Here is a 14,996-nt window from a genome sequence, read left to right as displayed (position 1 = left end):
GCCAAGGTCGGGGTCGCGAGTTCGAGTCTCGTTTCCCGCTCCAAATTAAATGAAAACGCCGCTCAGCAATGAGCGGCGTTTTTGTTCGTGCACGTATTTCAGACCTCCCCGAACCGTACAATGACCAGCGGGGCAGGCATTCCATTTGGCCTGCCCTCTGGTCACGCTCACAGCTTCGGCAACTGCCCGATGCGTCCCATCATTTCGGTGACGATCTGCAGATCCAATTGGAACTGCTCCACCGTCTTGAACTCGTTGTCGGTGTGCCCGGTGTACTTGACCTCGGGGCGGGCCAGGCCGAACTGCACGCCATTGGGTAACTCATGGACCGATGTGGCGCCGGCGGAGGTGCCGAACTTGTGCGGCATGCCGAGGTTCTCGCTGGCCACCGCAAGCAGTGCCTTGACCCACTCACCCTCGGGGTTGCGGTACATCGGTTCGGCGATCTTGTAGTCGAAGGCCACTGCCACGTGGGTCTTCCTGCTCCAGGCATCGAGTTTTTCGGCGATTTCGGACTTGAGCACCTGCGGGCTCTTGCCCTTCGGCACTCGCAGGTTGACCGCCAGCTTGAGGACCTTGTCATCCAGGCCGACATAGGTCAGCGAGGTGGTCAGCGGGCCCATGAAGTCATCGGCAAAACCGACGCCCAACTTGTTGCCCAGGTAGTCCAGCCCCCAGTTGTCGGCGGCGTAGCGGGCGGCATCGGTGATGTGGTTGTGCTTGAGCGCGACCTTGCCGTCCAGGCTGTGGATGAAGTCCAGCATCCGCGCCACCGGGTTGACGCCTGATTCGGGTTCGGAGGAATGGGCGGAAACGCCGGTGACGGTCAGCGTGACATCCTTGCCGGCGACCTTGGCAGTCACTTCGAAGTTGTCGCCATGCTGCCTGACGTAGTCGGCGCCGGCCTTCCGCAGGCTGGCAGCCAGTTCGGCGGGCTGGTCGGTGACCAGGGTGGCGACCGATGCCGAAGGGATCTGGTTGGTCGCCAGGCCACCGATCAGCGAGGTGATCTCGGCTCCCTGGCCTTCGGCGGTGCGCCGGGCAAAGCGGGCCATGACCGTGCCGTAGCCTTTTTCGGCGATCACCACCGGGTAGCCGCCATCCAGCGCCAGGTTGTAGTCGGGGGTCGGGTTGCGTTCGAAGTAGTAGGGGATGGCGTCGCCGCTGGTTTCCTCGGTGGTGTCGATCAGCAACTTGAAGTTTCTTGCCAGCGGCAGCTTCTCTTCCTTGATGACCTTCATTGCGTAGAGCGCCACCACGATACCGTTCTTGTCATCCTCGGTGCCGCGGCCGTACATGCGGTCGCCGATCAGCGTGACCTTGAAGGGATCGAGGCGGGTGCCGTCCTTCAGGAGCCAATTCTCCGGGGTCACCGGCACCACATCGGCATGGGCGTGAATACCCACGACTTCCTTGCCGCTGCCTTCGAGGGAGATTTCGTAGACGCGGTTGTCGATGTTGCGAAAGTTCAGGTTGAAGGACTGCGCCAGGCTCTTGATCCTGTCGGCGATACGGATGAACTCCGGGTTGTCGTGCTGTTCCACGCCGTCGACGCGAAAGGTCGGGATTTCGACCAGTTCGCGCAGGGTTTCGGTGGCGGCCTTGCCATACTTCACTCGCGCATACAGGCCGAGCAGGCGGTGGATCTCGTTCTGCTGTTCCGGAGGCAGGCTCTTGTTGTCCAGGAACGCGCTGATGGCCGGGCTGAGCTTGTCGCTCTTCGCCAGTTCGCTCTTGTTCAGGGTGCCGAGAAACTGCCGGAAGTCCGTGACCGAGGTATCGCCGAAGGCCTTGAGGATCGCCTCGTTCTGCTGTGCGCTGAGGTTGGCCGAGGCGGGAATGGCGAGCGCCGAGAGACCGGCCAGCAGCGTTGCGCAGGCCAGTCGTTTGAGTGCGAAGTTCATTGCAGGAGGCATTCCTTTGCAAACGGATTGTAGGAAATATCTGATCGATCAGACAAAAGCTATTCAAAATAACCGCTTGAGCGAGTGATAGGGGAGTCCTTGTCCGTCGATTTTTCGCACAACAGTTGTGCAAATCTGTTTGCGGTAGTCTTTCAATGTCGGCGCGGTCGGGTTTACAGGGACAGTACCAGTCGCCCGGCAAAAAGAATCAGCACGATACCCATGCCGCGCTCGAACCAGTGACCCATTCTCAGAAAGGCCTGGCGTACCCGCTCACTGGAAAACAGCAGGCTGACCAGGATGAACCACAGGGCGTTGACCGCGCACATCCATAGCCCATAGAGCGCCTGGACCTGCAGCGGCGTCGAGGCGCTGACCACCGTGGTGAAGATCGCCAGGAAGAACAGCGTTGCCTTGGGGTTGGTGGCGTTGGTCAGGAACCCGGTTGAAAAGGCCTTGAACAGGCCCTGGCGCGGCGCTCCGTCCGCCGCCTGTGCGGCGATGTCCGCCCGTGTCGCCTGCGGTTTGCTCTGGAGCAGGTGGATGCCCAGGTAGAGGATGTAGCCGGCCCCGATGACCTTGGCGACCTGCAGCAGCCAGGGCGCGCTGTTCATCAATGCGCCAACGCCCAGCAGCGTGTACAGCACATGCACCGAGATGCCCGCGCCAATACCGATGGCTGTCAGCAGCCCTGCCAGCCGGCCGAAGCGTACGCTCTGGCGGATGGTCACGGCGAAGTCCGGGCCGGGAGCGACCACGGCGAGAAAATGGATGGTCGCCAGGGCGATGAATTCATGGAGGTACTGGGAGTGCATGACGGTTTCCACGGGGCAGTCGTTGAGGGGGCGCTGATCAGCCTTGTCGGTGGCCAGTATAAAAATGGCCTGGATATGTGATAATCCGCTCAAATCTCAATGGACCTGTGCGTCATGGGCATAAATCCCCCTCTGGCATTGCTGGGCGAAATGGCGATTTTCGTGAAGGTGGTCGAGACCGGCAGCTTCTCCGAAGCGGCCCGCCAGCTCGGATCGTCACCTTCGGCCGTCAGCCGCTCGATTGCCCGTCTGGAAAAGGCCCTGGCAACCCGTCTGCTGCAGCGCACCACACGCAAGCTACGCCTCAGCGACAGCGGTGAGGAGACTTTCAAGCGATGTCGGGAGATGGTCAATGCGGCCCGCTCGGTCATGGAGATCAGCGGCCAGTACACCGACGAGGCGCAAGGCCTGGTGCGGGTCAGCGTGCCGAAGGCGGTGGGGCGTTTCGTGGTGCACCCGCACATGCCGGCGTTCCTGCGGCGTTATCCACAGGTCGATGTGCAGATGATTCTTGAAGACCGCCCCGTCGATCTGATCGAGGACAATGTCGACCTGATCCTGCGCATCACCGATCATCCACCGGTAGGGTTGGTGGGCCGCCAGTTGATGCCGATCGAGCACCTGTTGTGCGCGACCCCGCAATACCTGGCCGAGCACGGTACGCCGCGGCATCCCCATGACCTGCTGGAGCACAGCTGTATCTATCTGGGGGACACGCCCAACGATGCGCGCTGGAAGTTCAGGCGGGGTGGCAAGACGGTGACGGTTGGCGTGCGCGGGCGCTATGCGGCCAATCACACGGGGGTTCGGCTGGACGCGGTGCGGCAGCATATCGGGATTGGCAGCCTGCCGTATTTCACGGCGAAGCATGCCCTGGAGCGGGGGGAGATCGTACAGGTATTGCCGGGGTGGACTTTCCTCGCGTCCTACCATGGCGGGTTGTGGCTGCTGTATACGCCGACGCCCTATTTGTCGTCGAAGTTGCGGGTGTTCATCGATTATCTGGTGGAGTGCCTGGCACGGGAGCCGACTCTTAAATCAGCCCAGGCCTCGGTATCACCTTGACCCTGGAGGCACAACGGGCCTTGTAGGAGCCGGGCTTGCCCGCGAAGAGGTCCTTGAGGACGTTAAAAGCTTCGCGGGCAAGTCGGATCGCCGCACCGCCGGCTCCCACAGGGCGGCGTCAAGCCACGGGACGCAATTGAACGGCTTTGACCGCCGGAGAGGGAGGGCGGGAAATCAGTGCTTGCTGTCCTGATCCGACAGCGCCAGCAGCTGCTTCTCCTGGTTCCAGTCGAACGGTTCGTCGTTCTGTTCGGCTTCGTAGCGGCGCTCTTCCAGGGCCTGGTAGAGGTCCAGTTCCTCGTCGGGCATGTAGTGCAGGCAATCGCCGCCGAAGAACCACAGCAGGTCGCGCGGGACCAGGTGGGCGATCTGCGGGTAGCGCTGGATCACCTGGCACAGCAGGTCCTGGCCCAGGTACTGGCTTTCGATCGGATCGACCGGCAGTTGCGCGCGCAGTTCATCGAAGCGCTCCAGGAACAACGCGTGGCTTTCCTCGGGCACCTGTTCGGCTTCGCCGACGGCGACCAGGATGCTGCGCAGGTGGTCGAGCAGGACCAGATGATCGGCAAGTACGTTGGACATGGCAGGGGCCTCAAGAATAAAACAGGCGCGGGAGTATAAAGCTCCACACGCCTGTTGTCCCGTCGGGCGCGATGGGCGACAGACAGGTGTTTCCACTGGTAAGCCGTTAACGCACCTTGCCGGCGCTCGGGCTGAGTTCCTCCTTGCTGAAATCGTCCACGTCGATCACCTTGCGCCGTGCCGCTTCGGCCTCGCGCAGGGTTTGCGCTTCGCGTGGCTGGAGTACCCCGGCCTCCAGGCCGGCGTCGATCGCCGATTCTCCGGGTGCCGGAGCGAGCTGGCCGCTTTTGAGCGCGGTGTGCAGCTTTTTCTGCGCTTCATGGCTGGCGCCCAGCAGGTCCTGGGCGTGCTGCAAGGCCCCCACCGGATCGTCGACCGATTGCGGGCGGTAGCAGCCGGCGAGGATCGCCTCCAGGGCCGGATCGCCCTTGGCCCGGCCGAGTACCGCGGCGACTTCGGCGTCGAGGGCGTCCGACGGCCCGGTATGTCGGCGGCCGAACGGGAACACGATGACCCGCAGCAGGCAACCGAGCACCCGGCTGGGGAAGTTGCGCAGCAGTTCGTCCAGGGCCCGTTCGGCATGGCCGAGGCTTTCTTCCAGGGCCCAGGCGAGCAGCGGGTCGAGCGCTTGCGGCGAATTGAGGTCGTGATAGCGCTTGAGTGCCGCCGAGCCCAGGTACAGATGGCTCAGCACATCGCCCAAGCGGGCCGACAGGCGCTCGCGACGCTTCAGCTCGCCACCGAGCAGCATCATGCTCAGGTCGGCCAGCAGGGCGAAGGCCGCCGCCTGGCGATTCAAGGCGCGGAAATATTTCTGGCTCAGGCGGTTGCCCGGTGCCGCCTCGAAATGCCCGAGCCCGAGGTTCAGCAGCAGGGTGCTGCCGGCATTGCCCACGGCAAAGCCGACATGCCGCAGCAGCAGGTCGTCGAACTCCTTCAGCGCCTGGTCGCGGTCCTCGCGGGCGGCCAGGGCCATTTCCTTGAGCACGAATGGATGGCAGCGAATCGCGCCCTGGCCGAAGATCATCAGGTTGCGCGAGAGAATGTTCGCGCCTTCCACCGTGATGAAGATCGGCGCGCCCTGCCAGTTGCGGCCCAGGTAGTTGTTGGGGCCCATGATGATGCCCTTGCCGCCATGGACATCCATGGCGTGGGCGATGCATTCACGGCCGCGTTCGGTCAGGTGGTACTTGAGGATCGCCGACAGCACCGAGGGTTTCTCGCCCAGGTCCACGGCGTTGGCGGTGAGCATCCGCGCACTGTCCATCAGCCAGGCATTGCCGCCGATTCGCGCCAGGGCCTCCTGGATGCCTTCGAAGGCCGCCAGCGGCACGTTGAACTGCTCGCGGACCCGCGCGTACTGGCCGGTGACCAGGCTGGTGAACTTGGCCGCGCCGGTGCCGACCGCCGGCAGCGAGATCGAACGGCCCACCGACAGGCAGTTCATCAGCATCATCCAGCCCTTGCCGAGCATGTCCCGGCCGCCGATGAGGTAGTCCAGCGGGATGAACACGTCCTTGCCGGCGTTCGGGCCGTTCATGAAGGCGGCGCCCAGCGGCAGGTGGCGCCGGCCGATCTCGACGCCGGGGGTATCGGTGGGGATCAGTGCCAGGCTGATGCCCAGGTCTTCCTCCTCACCGAGCAGATGGTCTGGGTCATGGGCCTTGAACGCCAGGCCGAGCAGGGTAGCGACCGGGCCGAGGGTGATGTAGCGCTTCTCCCAGTTCAGGCGCAGGCCGATCACTTCCTCGCCGTTCCAGTCGCCCTTGCAGACGACCCCGGTGTCGGGCATCGCGCCGGCATCGGAGCCGGCCAGCGGCCCGGTCAGGGCGAAGCAGGGAATGTCGTCGCCACGGGCCAGGCGCGGCAGGTAATGATTGCGTTGTTCCTCGGTGCCGTAATGCAGCAGCAGTTCGGCCGGGCCCAGGGAATTGGGGACCATGACGGTGGAGGCCAGGTCGCCGCTGCGGGTCGCCAGTTTCATCGCCACCTGGGAGTGGGCATAGGCGGAAAAGCCCTTGCCGCCGTATTCCTTGGGAATGATCAGGGCAAAGAAGCCATGCTGCTTGATGTGCGCCCAGGCAGCGGGCGGCAGGTCCATGTCCTGGCCGATCTGCCAGTCGCTGACCATGGCGCAGAGTTCTTCGGTCGGGCCGTCGATGAACGCCTGTTCCTCCTCGGTCAGTTGCGCCTTGGGATAGGCCAGCAGCTTGTCCCAGTCCGGGCGGCCGCTGAACAGTTCTCCATCCCACCAGACGGTGCCGGCGTCGATGGCATCGCGTTCGGTCGCGGACATCGGCGGCAGGACCTTGCGGAACCAGGCGAACAGCGGGGCGCTGAACAGCCGGCGGCGCAGGTCGGGCAGCAACAGCGGGACGGCGACCGCCGCGAGGACCAACCAGAGCACCAGCATCAGGCCGCCGGGGGCATGGCCGAGGGTTCCCATCGCGAGGAGGTACAGCGCCACCACCCCGAGGGCGGGCAGGGCGGCGATGCGCCGGTGCGCCAGGTAGGCGACGCCGAGCAGCAGGACCAGTATCCACAACAGCAGCATATTCAATCCTCCGTGAGACAGGGCAAAAACACTTCAGAGCTTAGCCGGCATCCGGCAAGCCGGATGTCGGGGCTGTGTATCCAGATCTGTGGGAGCGAACTGCCGGGTGAGTGTTATCCGGGCGGCTCGCAAGAAAGGTGCAGTGGGTCTGCGACTTGGCCGAATCGTCGTACTCGACGGGGAGGCCCCAAGGCTAGACTCGAGACTTCCCAAGGAGACTGCTCTCATGCACGAGTATCTGAATCCAGGACGCTTCATCGATAGTGACCACCCGGCGGTGGTGGAGTTCGCCGAAAGTCGCCGCGGTACCAGCCGCGATCCCCGCGAGCAGGCCATCCGCTTGTACTACGCCGTGCGTGACGAGATCCGCTACAACATCTATGCCTTCAATCGCAATCCGCAGAGCTTGTGCGCCAGCCATGCCCTGGCACTGGGGCAGAGCTATTGCGTGCCCAAGGCGACCCTGCTCGCCGCCTGCGCCCGGCATTGCGCGATACCGGCACGGATCGGCCTGGCCGACGTGCGCAATCACCTGTCGACGCCACGGGTGCTGGAACTGCTCAAGAGTGAAGTGTTCGCCATGCACGGCTACACCGAACTCTATCTGGACGGGCGCTGGGTCAAGGCCACGCCGGCCTTCGACAAGGGGCTGTGCGAAGCCCTCGGGGTGATCCCGCTGGAGTTCGATGGGGTCGGCGACAGCGTGTTCCACCCCTATACCCACGATGGCCAGCGACACATGGAGTACCTGCGCGACCACGGGCAGTTCGCCGATGTGCCGCAGGCGTTGTTTTTCGGCCACCTGGCCGAGTGTTATCCCCATCTGTTCACCCCCGATGCGCTGCCCTTGCGGGGTGACATGCGCAGCGATTTGAGTCGGGGCTGATCGGGCGTAGACTGCGTCGGCATTTATCCTGTGAGAGGCCGTCATGCTGAAGATCTGGGGTCGCAAGAATTCGTCGAATGTCAGGAAGGTCCTGTGGATTGCCGAGGAACTGGGGCTGTCCTATGAATCCATCGATGCCGGTGGTGCCTTCGGTGTCGTGAACACACCGCAATACCGTGAGAAGAATCCCAACGGCCTGGTGCCGATGATCGAGGATGGCGACTTCGTCCTGTGGGAGTCCAATACCATCGTCCGTTACCTGACGGCCACGCACGCCGCCGGTTCGACCTGGTGGCCGACGGACCTGCAGGCGCGGGCACGCGCCGAGAAGTGGATGGACTGGGCCACCTCGTCCTTCGCCGCGCCGTTTCGGGTAGTGTTCTGGGGCGTCATGCGGACACCGGCCGAGCAGCAGGACTGGACCGCGATCAACGCGGCAGTGAACACCTGTGGCGAGTTGCTGGCCATGGCCGACCGGACCCTGGCCGAACAACCCTACCTGTCCGGCGAGGAGGTTGGCATGGGCGACATTCCCCTGGGCTGCTTCGTCTATGCCTGGTCTGAAATGCCGATCGAGCGGCCAGTGCTGCCCCATCTGAATGCCTGGTACGAGCGCCTGAAACAGCGTCCGGCCTACCGGCGCGCGGTGATGACCGCGTTGACCTGATAAATACTATTAACGCGGGTTGCTGTACTTGTGCGGCGTAGGCAAGCACCATATGGGCTGTTGCGCCGCCCTTGTTCCTGACCCGGCGCATGCTTAATGTGGGGCTATGGAAGGCCGGCCATGCGGTTGGTTTTCACGCAGTTTCCCGACTTTTCCTTCCTTCTTGGTGCATCGTCCGCTATGAGTTCCGCTCTGTCCATCCGGCAGCTAACCAAAACCTACGGCAACGGTTTCCAGGCCCTGAGTGGTATCGATCTGGACGTCGCCGAAGGTGACTTCTTCGCCTTGCTCGGCCCCAACGGTGCCGGCAAATCCACCACCATCGGCATTCTCTCGACCCTGGTGAACAAGACCAGCGGCACGGTGAACGTCTTCGGTCACGACCTGGACCGGCAACCCGCCGCGCTCAAGCGCAGCATTGGCGTGGTGCCGCAGGAGTTCAACTTCAACCAGTTCGAGAAGACTTTCGATATCGTCGTGACCCAGGCCGGCTACTACGGAATCCCGGCGAAAGTCGCCAAGGAGCGCGCCGAGCAATACCTGACCCAACTGGGCCTGTGGGACAAGCGCGACGTGCCTTCCCGCTCGCTGTCCGGCGGCATGAAGCGTCGGCTGATGATCGCCCGGGCGTTGGTGCACGAGCCGCGTCTGCTGATCCTCGACGAGCCGACCGCCGGGGTGGACATCGAGCTGCGCCGTTCGATGTGGACCTTTCTCACCGAATTGAACGAGAAGGGCATCACCATCATCCTCACCACCCATTACCTGGAAGAGGCCGAACAGTTGTGCCGCAACATCGGCATCATCGACCACGGCACCATTGTCCAGAACACCAGCATGCGCCAGTTGCTCAGCCAGTTGCATGTCGAGACCTTCCTGCTCGACCTCAAGAATGCGCAAACGGTCGCGCCGAATCTGATCGGCTACCCGAGCACGCTGCTCGACAGCCACACCCTGGAAGTGCAGGTGGACAAGTCCGTGGGCATCACCGCGCTGTTCGGCCAGTTGGCCACGCAGCAGATCGAAGTCCTCAGCCTGCGTAACAAAACCAATCGCCTCGAGGAGCTGTTCGTGTCCCTGGTGGAAAAGAATCTGTCGAAGGTGGCGGTATGAGTTCCGAGTTGCAAGCCAACCTGATCGCCCTCAATACCATCGTCTATCGGGAAGTCCGGCGCTTCATGCGGATCTGGCCGCAGACCCTGCTGCCGCCAGCCATCACCATGGTCCTGTACTTCGTGATCTTCGGTAACCTGATCGGCCGGCAGATCGGCGACATGGGTGGTTTCACGTACATGGAATACATCGTGCCGGGTCTGATCATGATGTCGGTGATCACCAACTCCTACGGCAACGTGGTCTCGAGCTTCTTCGGCAGCAAGTTCCAGCGTTCGATCGAGGAACTGATGGTCTCGCCGGTCTCGCCGCACACCATCCTCATTGGCTACACCCTGGGCGGCGTGCTGCGTGGCCTGATGGTGGGGATCATCGTCACCCTGCTGTCGCTGTTCTTCACCCACCTGCAGGTCCATCACCTGGGGGTGACCCTGCTGGTAGTGGTGCTGACGGCCACGATCTTCTCGCTGCTGGGGTTCATCAACGCCGTATTCGCGCGCAACTTCGACGATATTTCGATCATCCCGACGTTCGTGCTGACGCCGCTGACCTACCTGGGCGGAGTGTTCTACTCCATCACGCTGCTGCCGCCGTTCTGGCAGACCGTGTCGCTGGCCAATCCGGTGCTGCACATGGTCAATGCCTTCCGTTACGGCATCCTCGGCGTCTCGGACATCCGCATCAGCGTGGCAATCGCTTTCATGCTGCTGGCGACCGTGGTGCTGTATTTCGGCTGTACGCGGCTGCTGGTCAGTGGTCGCGGCATGCGCCAGTAAGCCCAGACGACCCCGGCATGCCTGGTGGGCCGGGGCGCCCCGAACTTGTTGGTATAGCGCAACCCTGCATGAGCGTGGCTTGCCCGCGAAGCTCTTGGCGTCCTCAAGGAACTCTTCGCGGGCAAGCCACGCTTCTACAGGGTACGGTATTCACTTGTTGCGGCGCTGCTCCCGGCGCTGTTGCCATTGCCGGGCCACCCACCAGCGCCAATAGCCCATGGTCAGGCAGTAACCCAGGGCGGCCATGAGCAGCCCCAACAGCACCGAACCCAACAGGAATGGCTGCCACAACGTCGACAACTGCTCGCTGATCCACGCCCAGGTCAGTTCGTCCGGCAGGCTGCGCGGTGGCACGTTCATGACCCAGGTGCCCAGTTTGTAGGTGCAGTAGAAGATCGGCGGCATGGTCAGCGGGTTGGTCAGCCACACCAGGCTGACGGCGATCGGCAGATTGCCGCGCAGCGAAATCGCCAGGGCCGCCGCCAGCAGCATCTGCAACGGGATGGGCATCAGCGCGGCGAACAGCCCCACCGCCATGGCCCGCGACACCGAGTGGCGATTGAGGTGCCAGAGGTTCGGATCGTGCAGCAGCCTGCCGAAAAATCGTAAGTGCTTGTGTTCGCGGATGCTCCGCGGGTCGGGCATGTAGCGTTTGAAGAGGCGACGCGGCATAGGGCTTCTCGGTCGGTTCAAGCGGGCAGTATGCCCGGATTCTACTGACGACCGATTCAGACATTGTGACAATTGATAAAGCACCTGCCGGCCAACCGGGCTATTCCGAGAACTGAACGGGTTCACGGAGTGAAAGATGCGCACAGGAATGTTGGCGCTGGCGCTGGGACTGCTGAGCGTTTGTTTTCTGCCGCAGTTGCCGGCGCTCGGATGGCTGTCGGTGATGGCGCTGCTCGGTCTGATGCTGTTGCCGTTTCGCAGCTATCCGGTTGCGCTGTTTCTGTTCGGTTTCAGTTGGGCCTGCCTGCAGGCCCATTGGGCCTTGGCGGACCGCCTGGCAGCGGAACTGGATGGCCAGACGGTGTGGCTGGAAGGGCAAGTGGTCGGATTACCGGAAACCGACGCAGCGGTGCAACGCTTCGTGCTGGAAGGCGCGGTTTCCCGGCGCGCCGCCTTGCCCCGGCGCATGCGTCTGGCCTGGTACGGCGGGCCGGCGGTCAGCAGCGGCGAGCGCTGGCGGCTGGCGGTCAAGCTCAAGTCACCCGGTGGCCTGCTCAATCCCCATGGTTTCGATCGCGAAGCCTGGTTGCTGGCCCAGCGTATCGGCGCCACCGGTACCGTCAAGGATGGCCAACGACTGGGCGCATCGCCGGGCTCCTGGCGCGACGGCATTCGCCAGCGCATGCTTCAGGTCGATGCCTGGGACCAGTCGGCGACCCTGGTGGCGCTGGTGCTGGGCGATGGATCGGGATTGTCGCCTCACACCTGGCGGGTCCTGCAAGACACCGGCACCGTGCATCTGCTGGTGATTTCCGGTCAGCATATCGGCCTGTTCGCCAGCCTGGTCTATGCCCTGGTGGCGGGGCTGGCGCGTTACGGCCTGTGGCCACGGCACCTGCCCTGGTTACCCTGGGCTTGTGGGCTGGCCTTTGCCGCGGCACTGGGCTACGGATTGTTGGCCGGGTTCGGTATCCCGGTACGGCGGGCCTGCGCGATGATCGGGCTGGTGCTGCTGTGGCGCTTGCGCTATCGACATCTCGGCGTGTCCTGGCCGTTGCTGCTGGCGCTGAACCTGGTCCTGCTGGTCGAGCCCCTGGCCAGTTTGCGGCCGGGCTTCTGGTTGTCCTTTGCCGCAGTGGCGGTGCTGGTCTTCTGTTTCGCCGGACGGCTGGGGGCCTGGAGCCTCTGGCAAACCTGGACCCGCGCGCAATGGAGCATTGCCCTCGGCCTGGTGCCATTGCTGCTGGCGCTCGGCTTGCCGATCAGCCTCAGCGGGCCGTGGGTCAACCTGATCGCGGTGCCCTGGATCAGTCTCGCGGTGTTGCCGCTGGCCTTGCTCGGCACCCTGGCACTCGCGTTGCCGTGGATCGGCGAGGCTCTGTTGTGGCTGGCCGGCGGCCTGCTGGAAGTTCTGTTTCAGGGCTTGGCCCTGGTCGCGGCCCGGGTGCCGGCCTGGTTGCCCGAAACCCTCGCGCCCTGGGCCTGGGGCCTGAGCTGTCTGGGCATCCTGCTGCTGTTGCTGCCGGCCGGCGTGCCGCTGCGGCCGCTGGGCTGGCCGCTGGCGGCGATGGTGCTGTTCTCGCCCTCGTCCAGGGTGCCGGAGGGGTACGCCGAAGTCTGGCAGCTGGATGTCGGGCAGGGCCTGGCGATCCTGGTTCGCACCCAGCATCACGACTTGCTGTATGACGCCGGGCCGCGTTTCGGCGAGTTCGACCTGGGCCAGCGCGTGGTCCTGCCGTCGCTGCGCAAGCTGGGCGTGCGCCAGTTGGACCTGATGCTGCTCAGCCATGCCGATGCCGATCATGCCGGTGGAGCCCTGGCGATCCGCGATGGCTTGCCGGTGAGCCGGGTGATCAGTGGTGATACCCGTGGGCTACCCAAACGGTTGCGCGCCGGAGACTGCTCCAGCGGCGAGCGCTGGCAGTGGGACGGGGTGAGCTTCGAACTCTGGCAATGGCCTGCGGCGCAGGACAGCAACCAGCGCTCCTGCGTGCTGCAGGTCGAGGCCCGGGGGGAGCGGCTGTTGCTGACCGGGGACATCGACACCCGGGCCGAGCAGGCCTTTCTCGAGAGTCCATTGGCCGTTGGCACCGACTGGCTGCAGGCCCCCCACCATGGTAGCCGCAGCTCCTCGTCGATGAGCTTTCTCCAGCGCCTGGCGCCGCGGGCCGTGCTGATCTCGCGCGGCCGTGGCAACAGCTTCGGGCATCCGCATCCCCAGGTGATGGCGCGTTACCAGGCGCTGGGCGTGGCGGTGCACGACAGTGCCGAGCAGGGCGCCGTACGCCTGTTGCTCGGGGCTTTTGGCGGTGCGCAGTCACAGCGCGAGCAAAGACGCTTCTGGCGTTGATTCGGCCCCTTGTGGCGAGCGGGCTTGCCCGCGCTGGGCCGCGTGGCGGCCCCACATCCGCAAGACGCGGTGTATTTGAACGCAAGAGGAACCTGGTTTCACGACTGCTTCGCGGCCGAGCGCGGACAAGCCCGCTCGCCACTTCATTGTGCACATACAAAAACCGAAGTGCCGTGCTGGCAGGATTCAAATAGCCCAGGGTTATTAAACCGCACCGTCATGCGACATCACGTTCTTCGACCCGGTCGACCCCTATGTTAGAGTGGCGCATTTTTTCGAGGGGACTGTCACTGTGTGGGAATTGGTCAAATCCGGCGGCTGGATGATGTTGCCGATCATTCTGAGTTCCATCGCGGCCGTGGGTATCGTCGCCGAGCGCCTGTGGACCCTGCGCGCCAGCCGCGTGACCCCGGAGCATCTGCTCGGGCAGGTCTGGGTGTGGATCCGCGACAAGCAGTTGGACAAGGAAAAGCTCAAGCAGCTGCGCGCCGACTCGCCGCTGGGGGAAATCCTCGCCGCCGGCCTGGCGAACTCCAAGCACGGTCGCGAGATCATGAAGGAGTGCATCGAGGAAGCCGCCGCCCGGGTGATTCATGAGCTGGAGCGCTATATCAACGCCCTCGGCACCATCGCCGCCATGTCGCCGTTGCTCGGGCTGCTCGGTACGGTGCTGGGCATGATCGATATCTTCAGCTCGTTCATGGGCTCGGGCATGACCACTAACGCCGCCGTCCTCGCCGGTGGTATCTCCAAGGCGCTGATCACCACCGCCTCGGGCCTGATCGTCGGTATTCCCGCGGTGTTCTTCCACCGCTTCCTGCAACGCCGCATCGATGAGCTGGTGGTGGGCATGGAGCAGCAGGCGATCAAGCTGGTCGAAGTGGTCCAGGGCGACCGCGATGTGGAACTGCCCGAGGGCAAAGCGTGAAATTCCGCCGCAAACCTCGGGAAACCATCGATATCAACCTCGCGTCGCTGATCGACGTGGTGTTCGTCCTGCTGCTGTTTTTCGTGGTCACCACCACCTTCACCCGCGAAACCCAACTGCGGGTCGATCTGCCGCAGGCGGTCAGCGGCTCGCCGGCCGAGGACCAGTTGGTCAAGCAACTGGACATCGCCATCAGTGCCGACGGGGTGTTCTCGGTGAACAACCAGATACTGCCGAAGAATGACCTGGCGACCCTGATGGAGGCGCTGCAGAAGGAGTCCAACGGTGACACCAACATGCCGCTGTCGATCAGTGCCGACGGCAAGACCCAACACCAGGCCGTGATCACTGCCATGGACGCGGCCGGCAAGCTCGGCTTCAGCCATTTGCGCATGACCACCGTCGAGGCGGCACCGGCACCCTGATGGCGCTCTCGGATCGCTTGTTGCGCGCCTGGTACGAGGGCCATCCGGCCCTGGCCCTGTTGCGCCCGCTGGAATGGCTGTATCGCCGCGTGGTCGATGGCAAGCGCGCCCGTTTCGTCGCCGGCGAAGGCGACATCTACCAGCCGCCGGTGCCGTTGGTCGTGGTCGGCAACATCACGGTGGGCGGCACCGGCAAGACCCCGATGATTCTCTGGCTGGTCGAGCACTGCCGGCGCCGCGGCCTGCGGGTCGGCGTGGT

At 63.9% G+C, this 14,996-nt stretch carries 14 protein-coding genes; 9 read left to right on the top strand and 5 right to left on the bottom strand.

All coding sequences use genetic code 11. The annotated features are described in order from the left end of the window. Nucleotides 1-167: 167 nt before the first annotated feature. Nucleotides 168-1,904, bottom strand: coding sequence for a dipeptidase (locus tag K675_RS0122865; protein WP_017905791.1), 1,737 nt, complete (start codon nucleotides 1,902-1,904; stop codon nucleotides 168-170). A 173-nt stretch (nucleotides 1,905-2,077) separates the two neighbouring features. Further along, the gene (locus tag K675_RS0122860; RefSeq protein WP_017905790.1) at nucleotides 2,078-2,719 is read right to left on the bottom strand and encodes a LysE family translocator; all 642 of its coding nucleotides are present in this window, start codon (nucleotides 2,717-2,719) and stop codon (nucleotides 2,078-2,080) included. A gap of 114 nt (nucleotides 2,720-2,833) precedes the next feature. On the opposite strand from K675_RS0122860, the gene K675_RS0122855 reads away from it, so the two are divergent. Then, complete coding sequence (locus tag K675_RS0122855; protein WP_026145457.1) at nucleotides 2,834-3,784, top strand: LysR family transcriptional regulator; 951 nt, start codon at nucleotides 2,834-2,836, stop codon at nucleotides 3,782-3,784. Between the two features lie 174 nt (nucleotides 3,785-3,958). On the opposite strand, the gene K675_RS0122850 is transcribed toward K675_RS0122855, so the two are convergent. Next, nucleotides 3,959-4,366, bottom strand: coding sequence for a PA2817 family protein (locus K675_RS0122850; protein ID WP_017905788.1), 408 nt, complete (start codon nucleotides 4,364-4,366; stop codon nucleotides 3,959-3,961). Between the two features lie 106 nt (nucleotides 4,367-4,472). Beyond that, the gene (locus tag K675_RS0122845; protein WP_017905787.1) at nucleotides 4,473-6,920 is read right to left on the bottom strand and encodes an acyl-CoA dehydrogenase; all 2,448 of its coding nucleotides are present in this window, start codon (nucleotides 6,918-6,920) and stop codon (nucleotides 4,473-4,475) included. A 226-nt stretch (nucleotides 6,921-7,146) separates the two neighbouring features. Between K675_RS0122845 and K675_RS0122840 the strand changes: the two genes are divergently transcribed. The 4 genes from K675_RS0122840 to K675_RS0122825 all read left to right on the top strand — a co-directional run bounded on the left by K675_RS0122840 (nucleotide 7,147) and on the right by K675_RS0122825 (nucleotide 10,362). Beyond that, on the top strand, nucleotides 7,147-7,806 hold the full coding sequence (locus K675_RS0122840) for a transglutaminase-like domain-containing protein (protein WP_017905786.1): 660 nt from the start codon (nucleotides 7,147-7,149) through the stop codon (nucleotides 7,804-7,806). A gap of 43 nt (nucleotides 7,807-7,849) precedes the next feature. Then, nucleotides 7,850-8,473 (top strand): glutathione S-transferase family protein, encoded by a 624-nt coding sequence (locus K675_RS0122835; protein WP_017905785.1) that lies wholly within the window; start codon nucleotides 7,850-7,852, stop codon nucleotides 8,471-8,473. 180 nt (nucleotides 8,474-8,653) lie between these two features. Continuing rightward, nucleotides 8,654-9,586 carry an ABC transporter ATP-binding protein gene (locus K675_RS0122830; RefSeq protein ID WP_017905784.1) on the top strand — a complete coding sequence of 311 codons (933 nt, stop codon included), beginning with the start codon at nucleotides 8,654-8,656 and terminating at the stop codon, nucleotides 9,584-9,586. Beyond that, nucleotides 9,583-10,362 (top strand): ABC transporter permease, encoded by a 780-nt coding sequence (locus tag K675_RS0122825; RefSeq protein WP_017905783.1) that lies wholly within the window; start codon nucleotides 9,583-9,585, stop codon nucleotides 10,360-10,362. Before K675_RS0122830 ends, K675_RS0122825 begins: the two co-directional genes overlap by 4 nt. Before the next feature lie 150 nt (nucleotides 10,363-10,512). On the opposite strand, the gene K675_RS0122820 is transcribed toward K675_RS0122825, so the two are convergent. Beyond that, nucleotides 10,513-11,034 (bottom strand): DUF2062 domain-containing protein, encoded by a 522-nt coding sequence (locus tag K675_RS0122820; RefSeq protein WP_017905782.1) that lies wholly within the window; start codon nucleotides 11,032-11,034, stop codon nucleotides 10,513-10,515. 136 nt (nucleotides 11,035-11,170) lie between these two features. Here K675_RS0122820 and K675_RS0122815 point away from each other — a divergent pair, with 136 nt between their 5' ends. From K675_RS0122815 to K675_RS31290, 4 genes are all read left to right on the top strand, one after another. After that, nucleotides 11,171-13,384 (top strand): DNA internalization-related competence protein ComEC/Rec2, encoded by a 2,214-nt coding sequence (locus K675_RS0122815; RefSeq protein WP_026145456.1) that lies wholly within the window; start codon nucleotides 11,171-11,173, stop codon nucleotides 13,382-13,384. A 292-nt stretch (nucleotides 13,385-13,676) separates the two neighbouring features. Continuing rightward, nucleotides 13,677-14,312, top strand: coding sequence for a MotA/TolQ/ExbB proton channel family protein (locus K675_RS0122810; RefSeq protein ID WP_017905780.1), 636 nt, complete (start codon nucleotides 13,677-13,679; stop codon nucleotides 14,310-14,312). After that, nucleotides 14,309-14,737, top strand: coding sequence for an ExbD/TolR family protein (locus K675_RS0122805; protein ID WP_017905779.1), 429 nt, complete (start codon nucleotides 14,309-14,311; stop codon nucleotides 14,735-14,737). The genes K675_RS0122810 and K675_RS0122805 overlap by 4 nt, the downstream gene beginning before the upstream one ends. Next, on the top strand, nucleotides 14,737-14,996 hold a 260-nt coding region (locus K675_RS31290; RefSeq protein WP_037007086.1), incomplete at its 3' end, for a tetraacyldisaccharide 4'-kinase. The genes K675_RS0122805 and K675_RS31290, both read left to right, overlap by 1 nt.

Source organism: Pseudomonas fuscovaginae SE-1, assembly GCF_000364705.1.
Taxonomy (GTDB): domain Bacteria; phylum Pseudomonadota; class Gammaproteobacteria; order Pseudomonadales; family Pseudomonadaceae; genus Aquipseudomonas; species Aquipseudomonas fuscovaginae_A.
The sequence above is the reverse complement of the archived record's forward strand: the minus strand, read 5'-3'. Positions and strand labels throughout refer to the sequence as shown.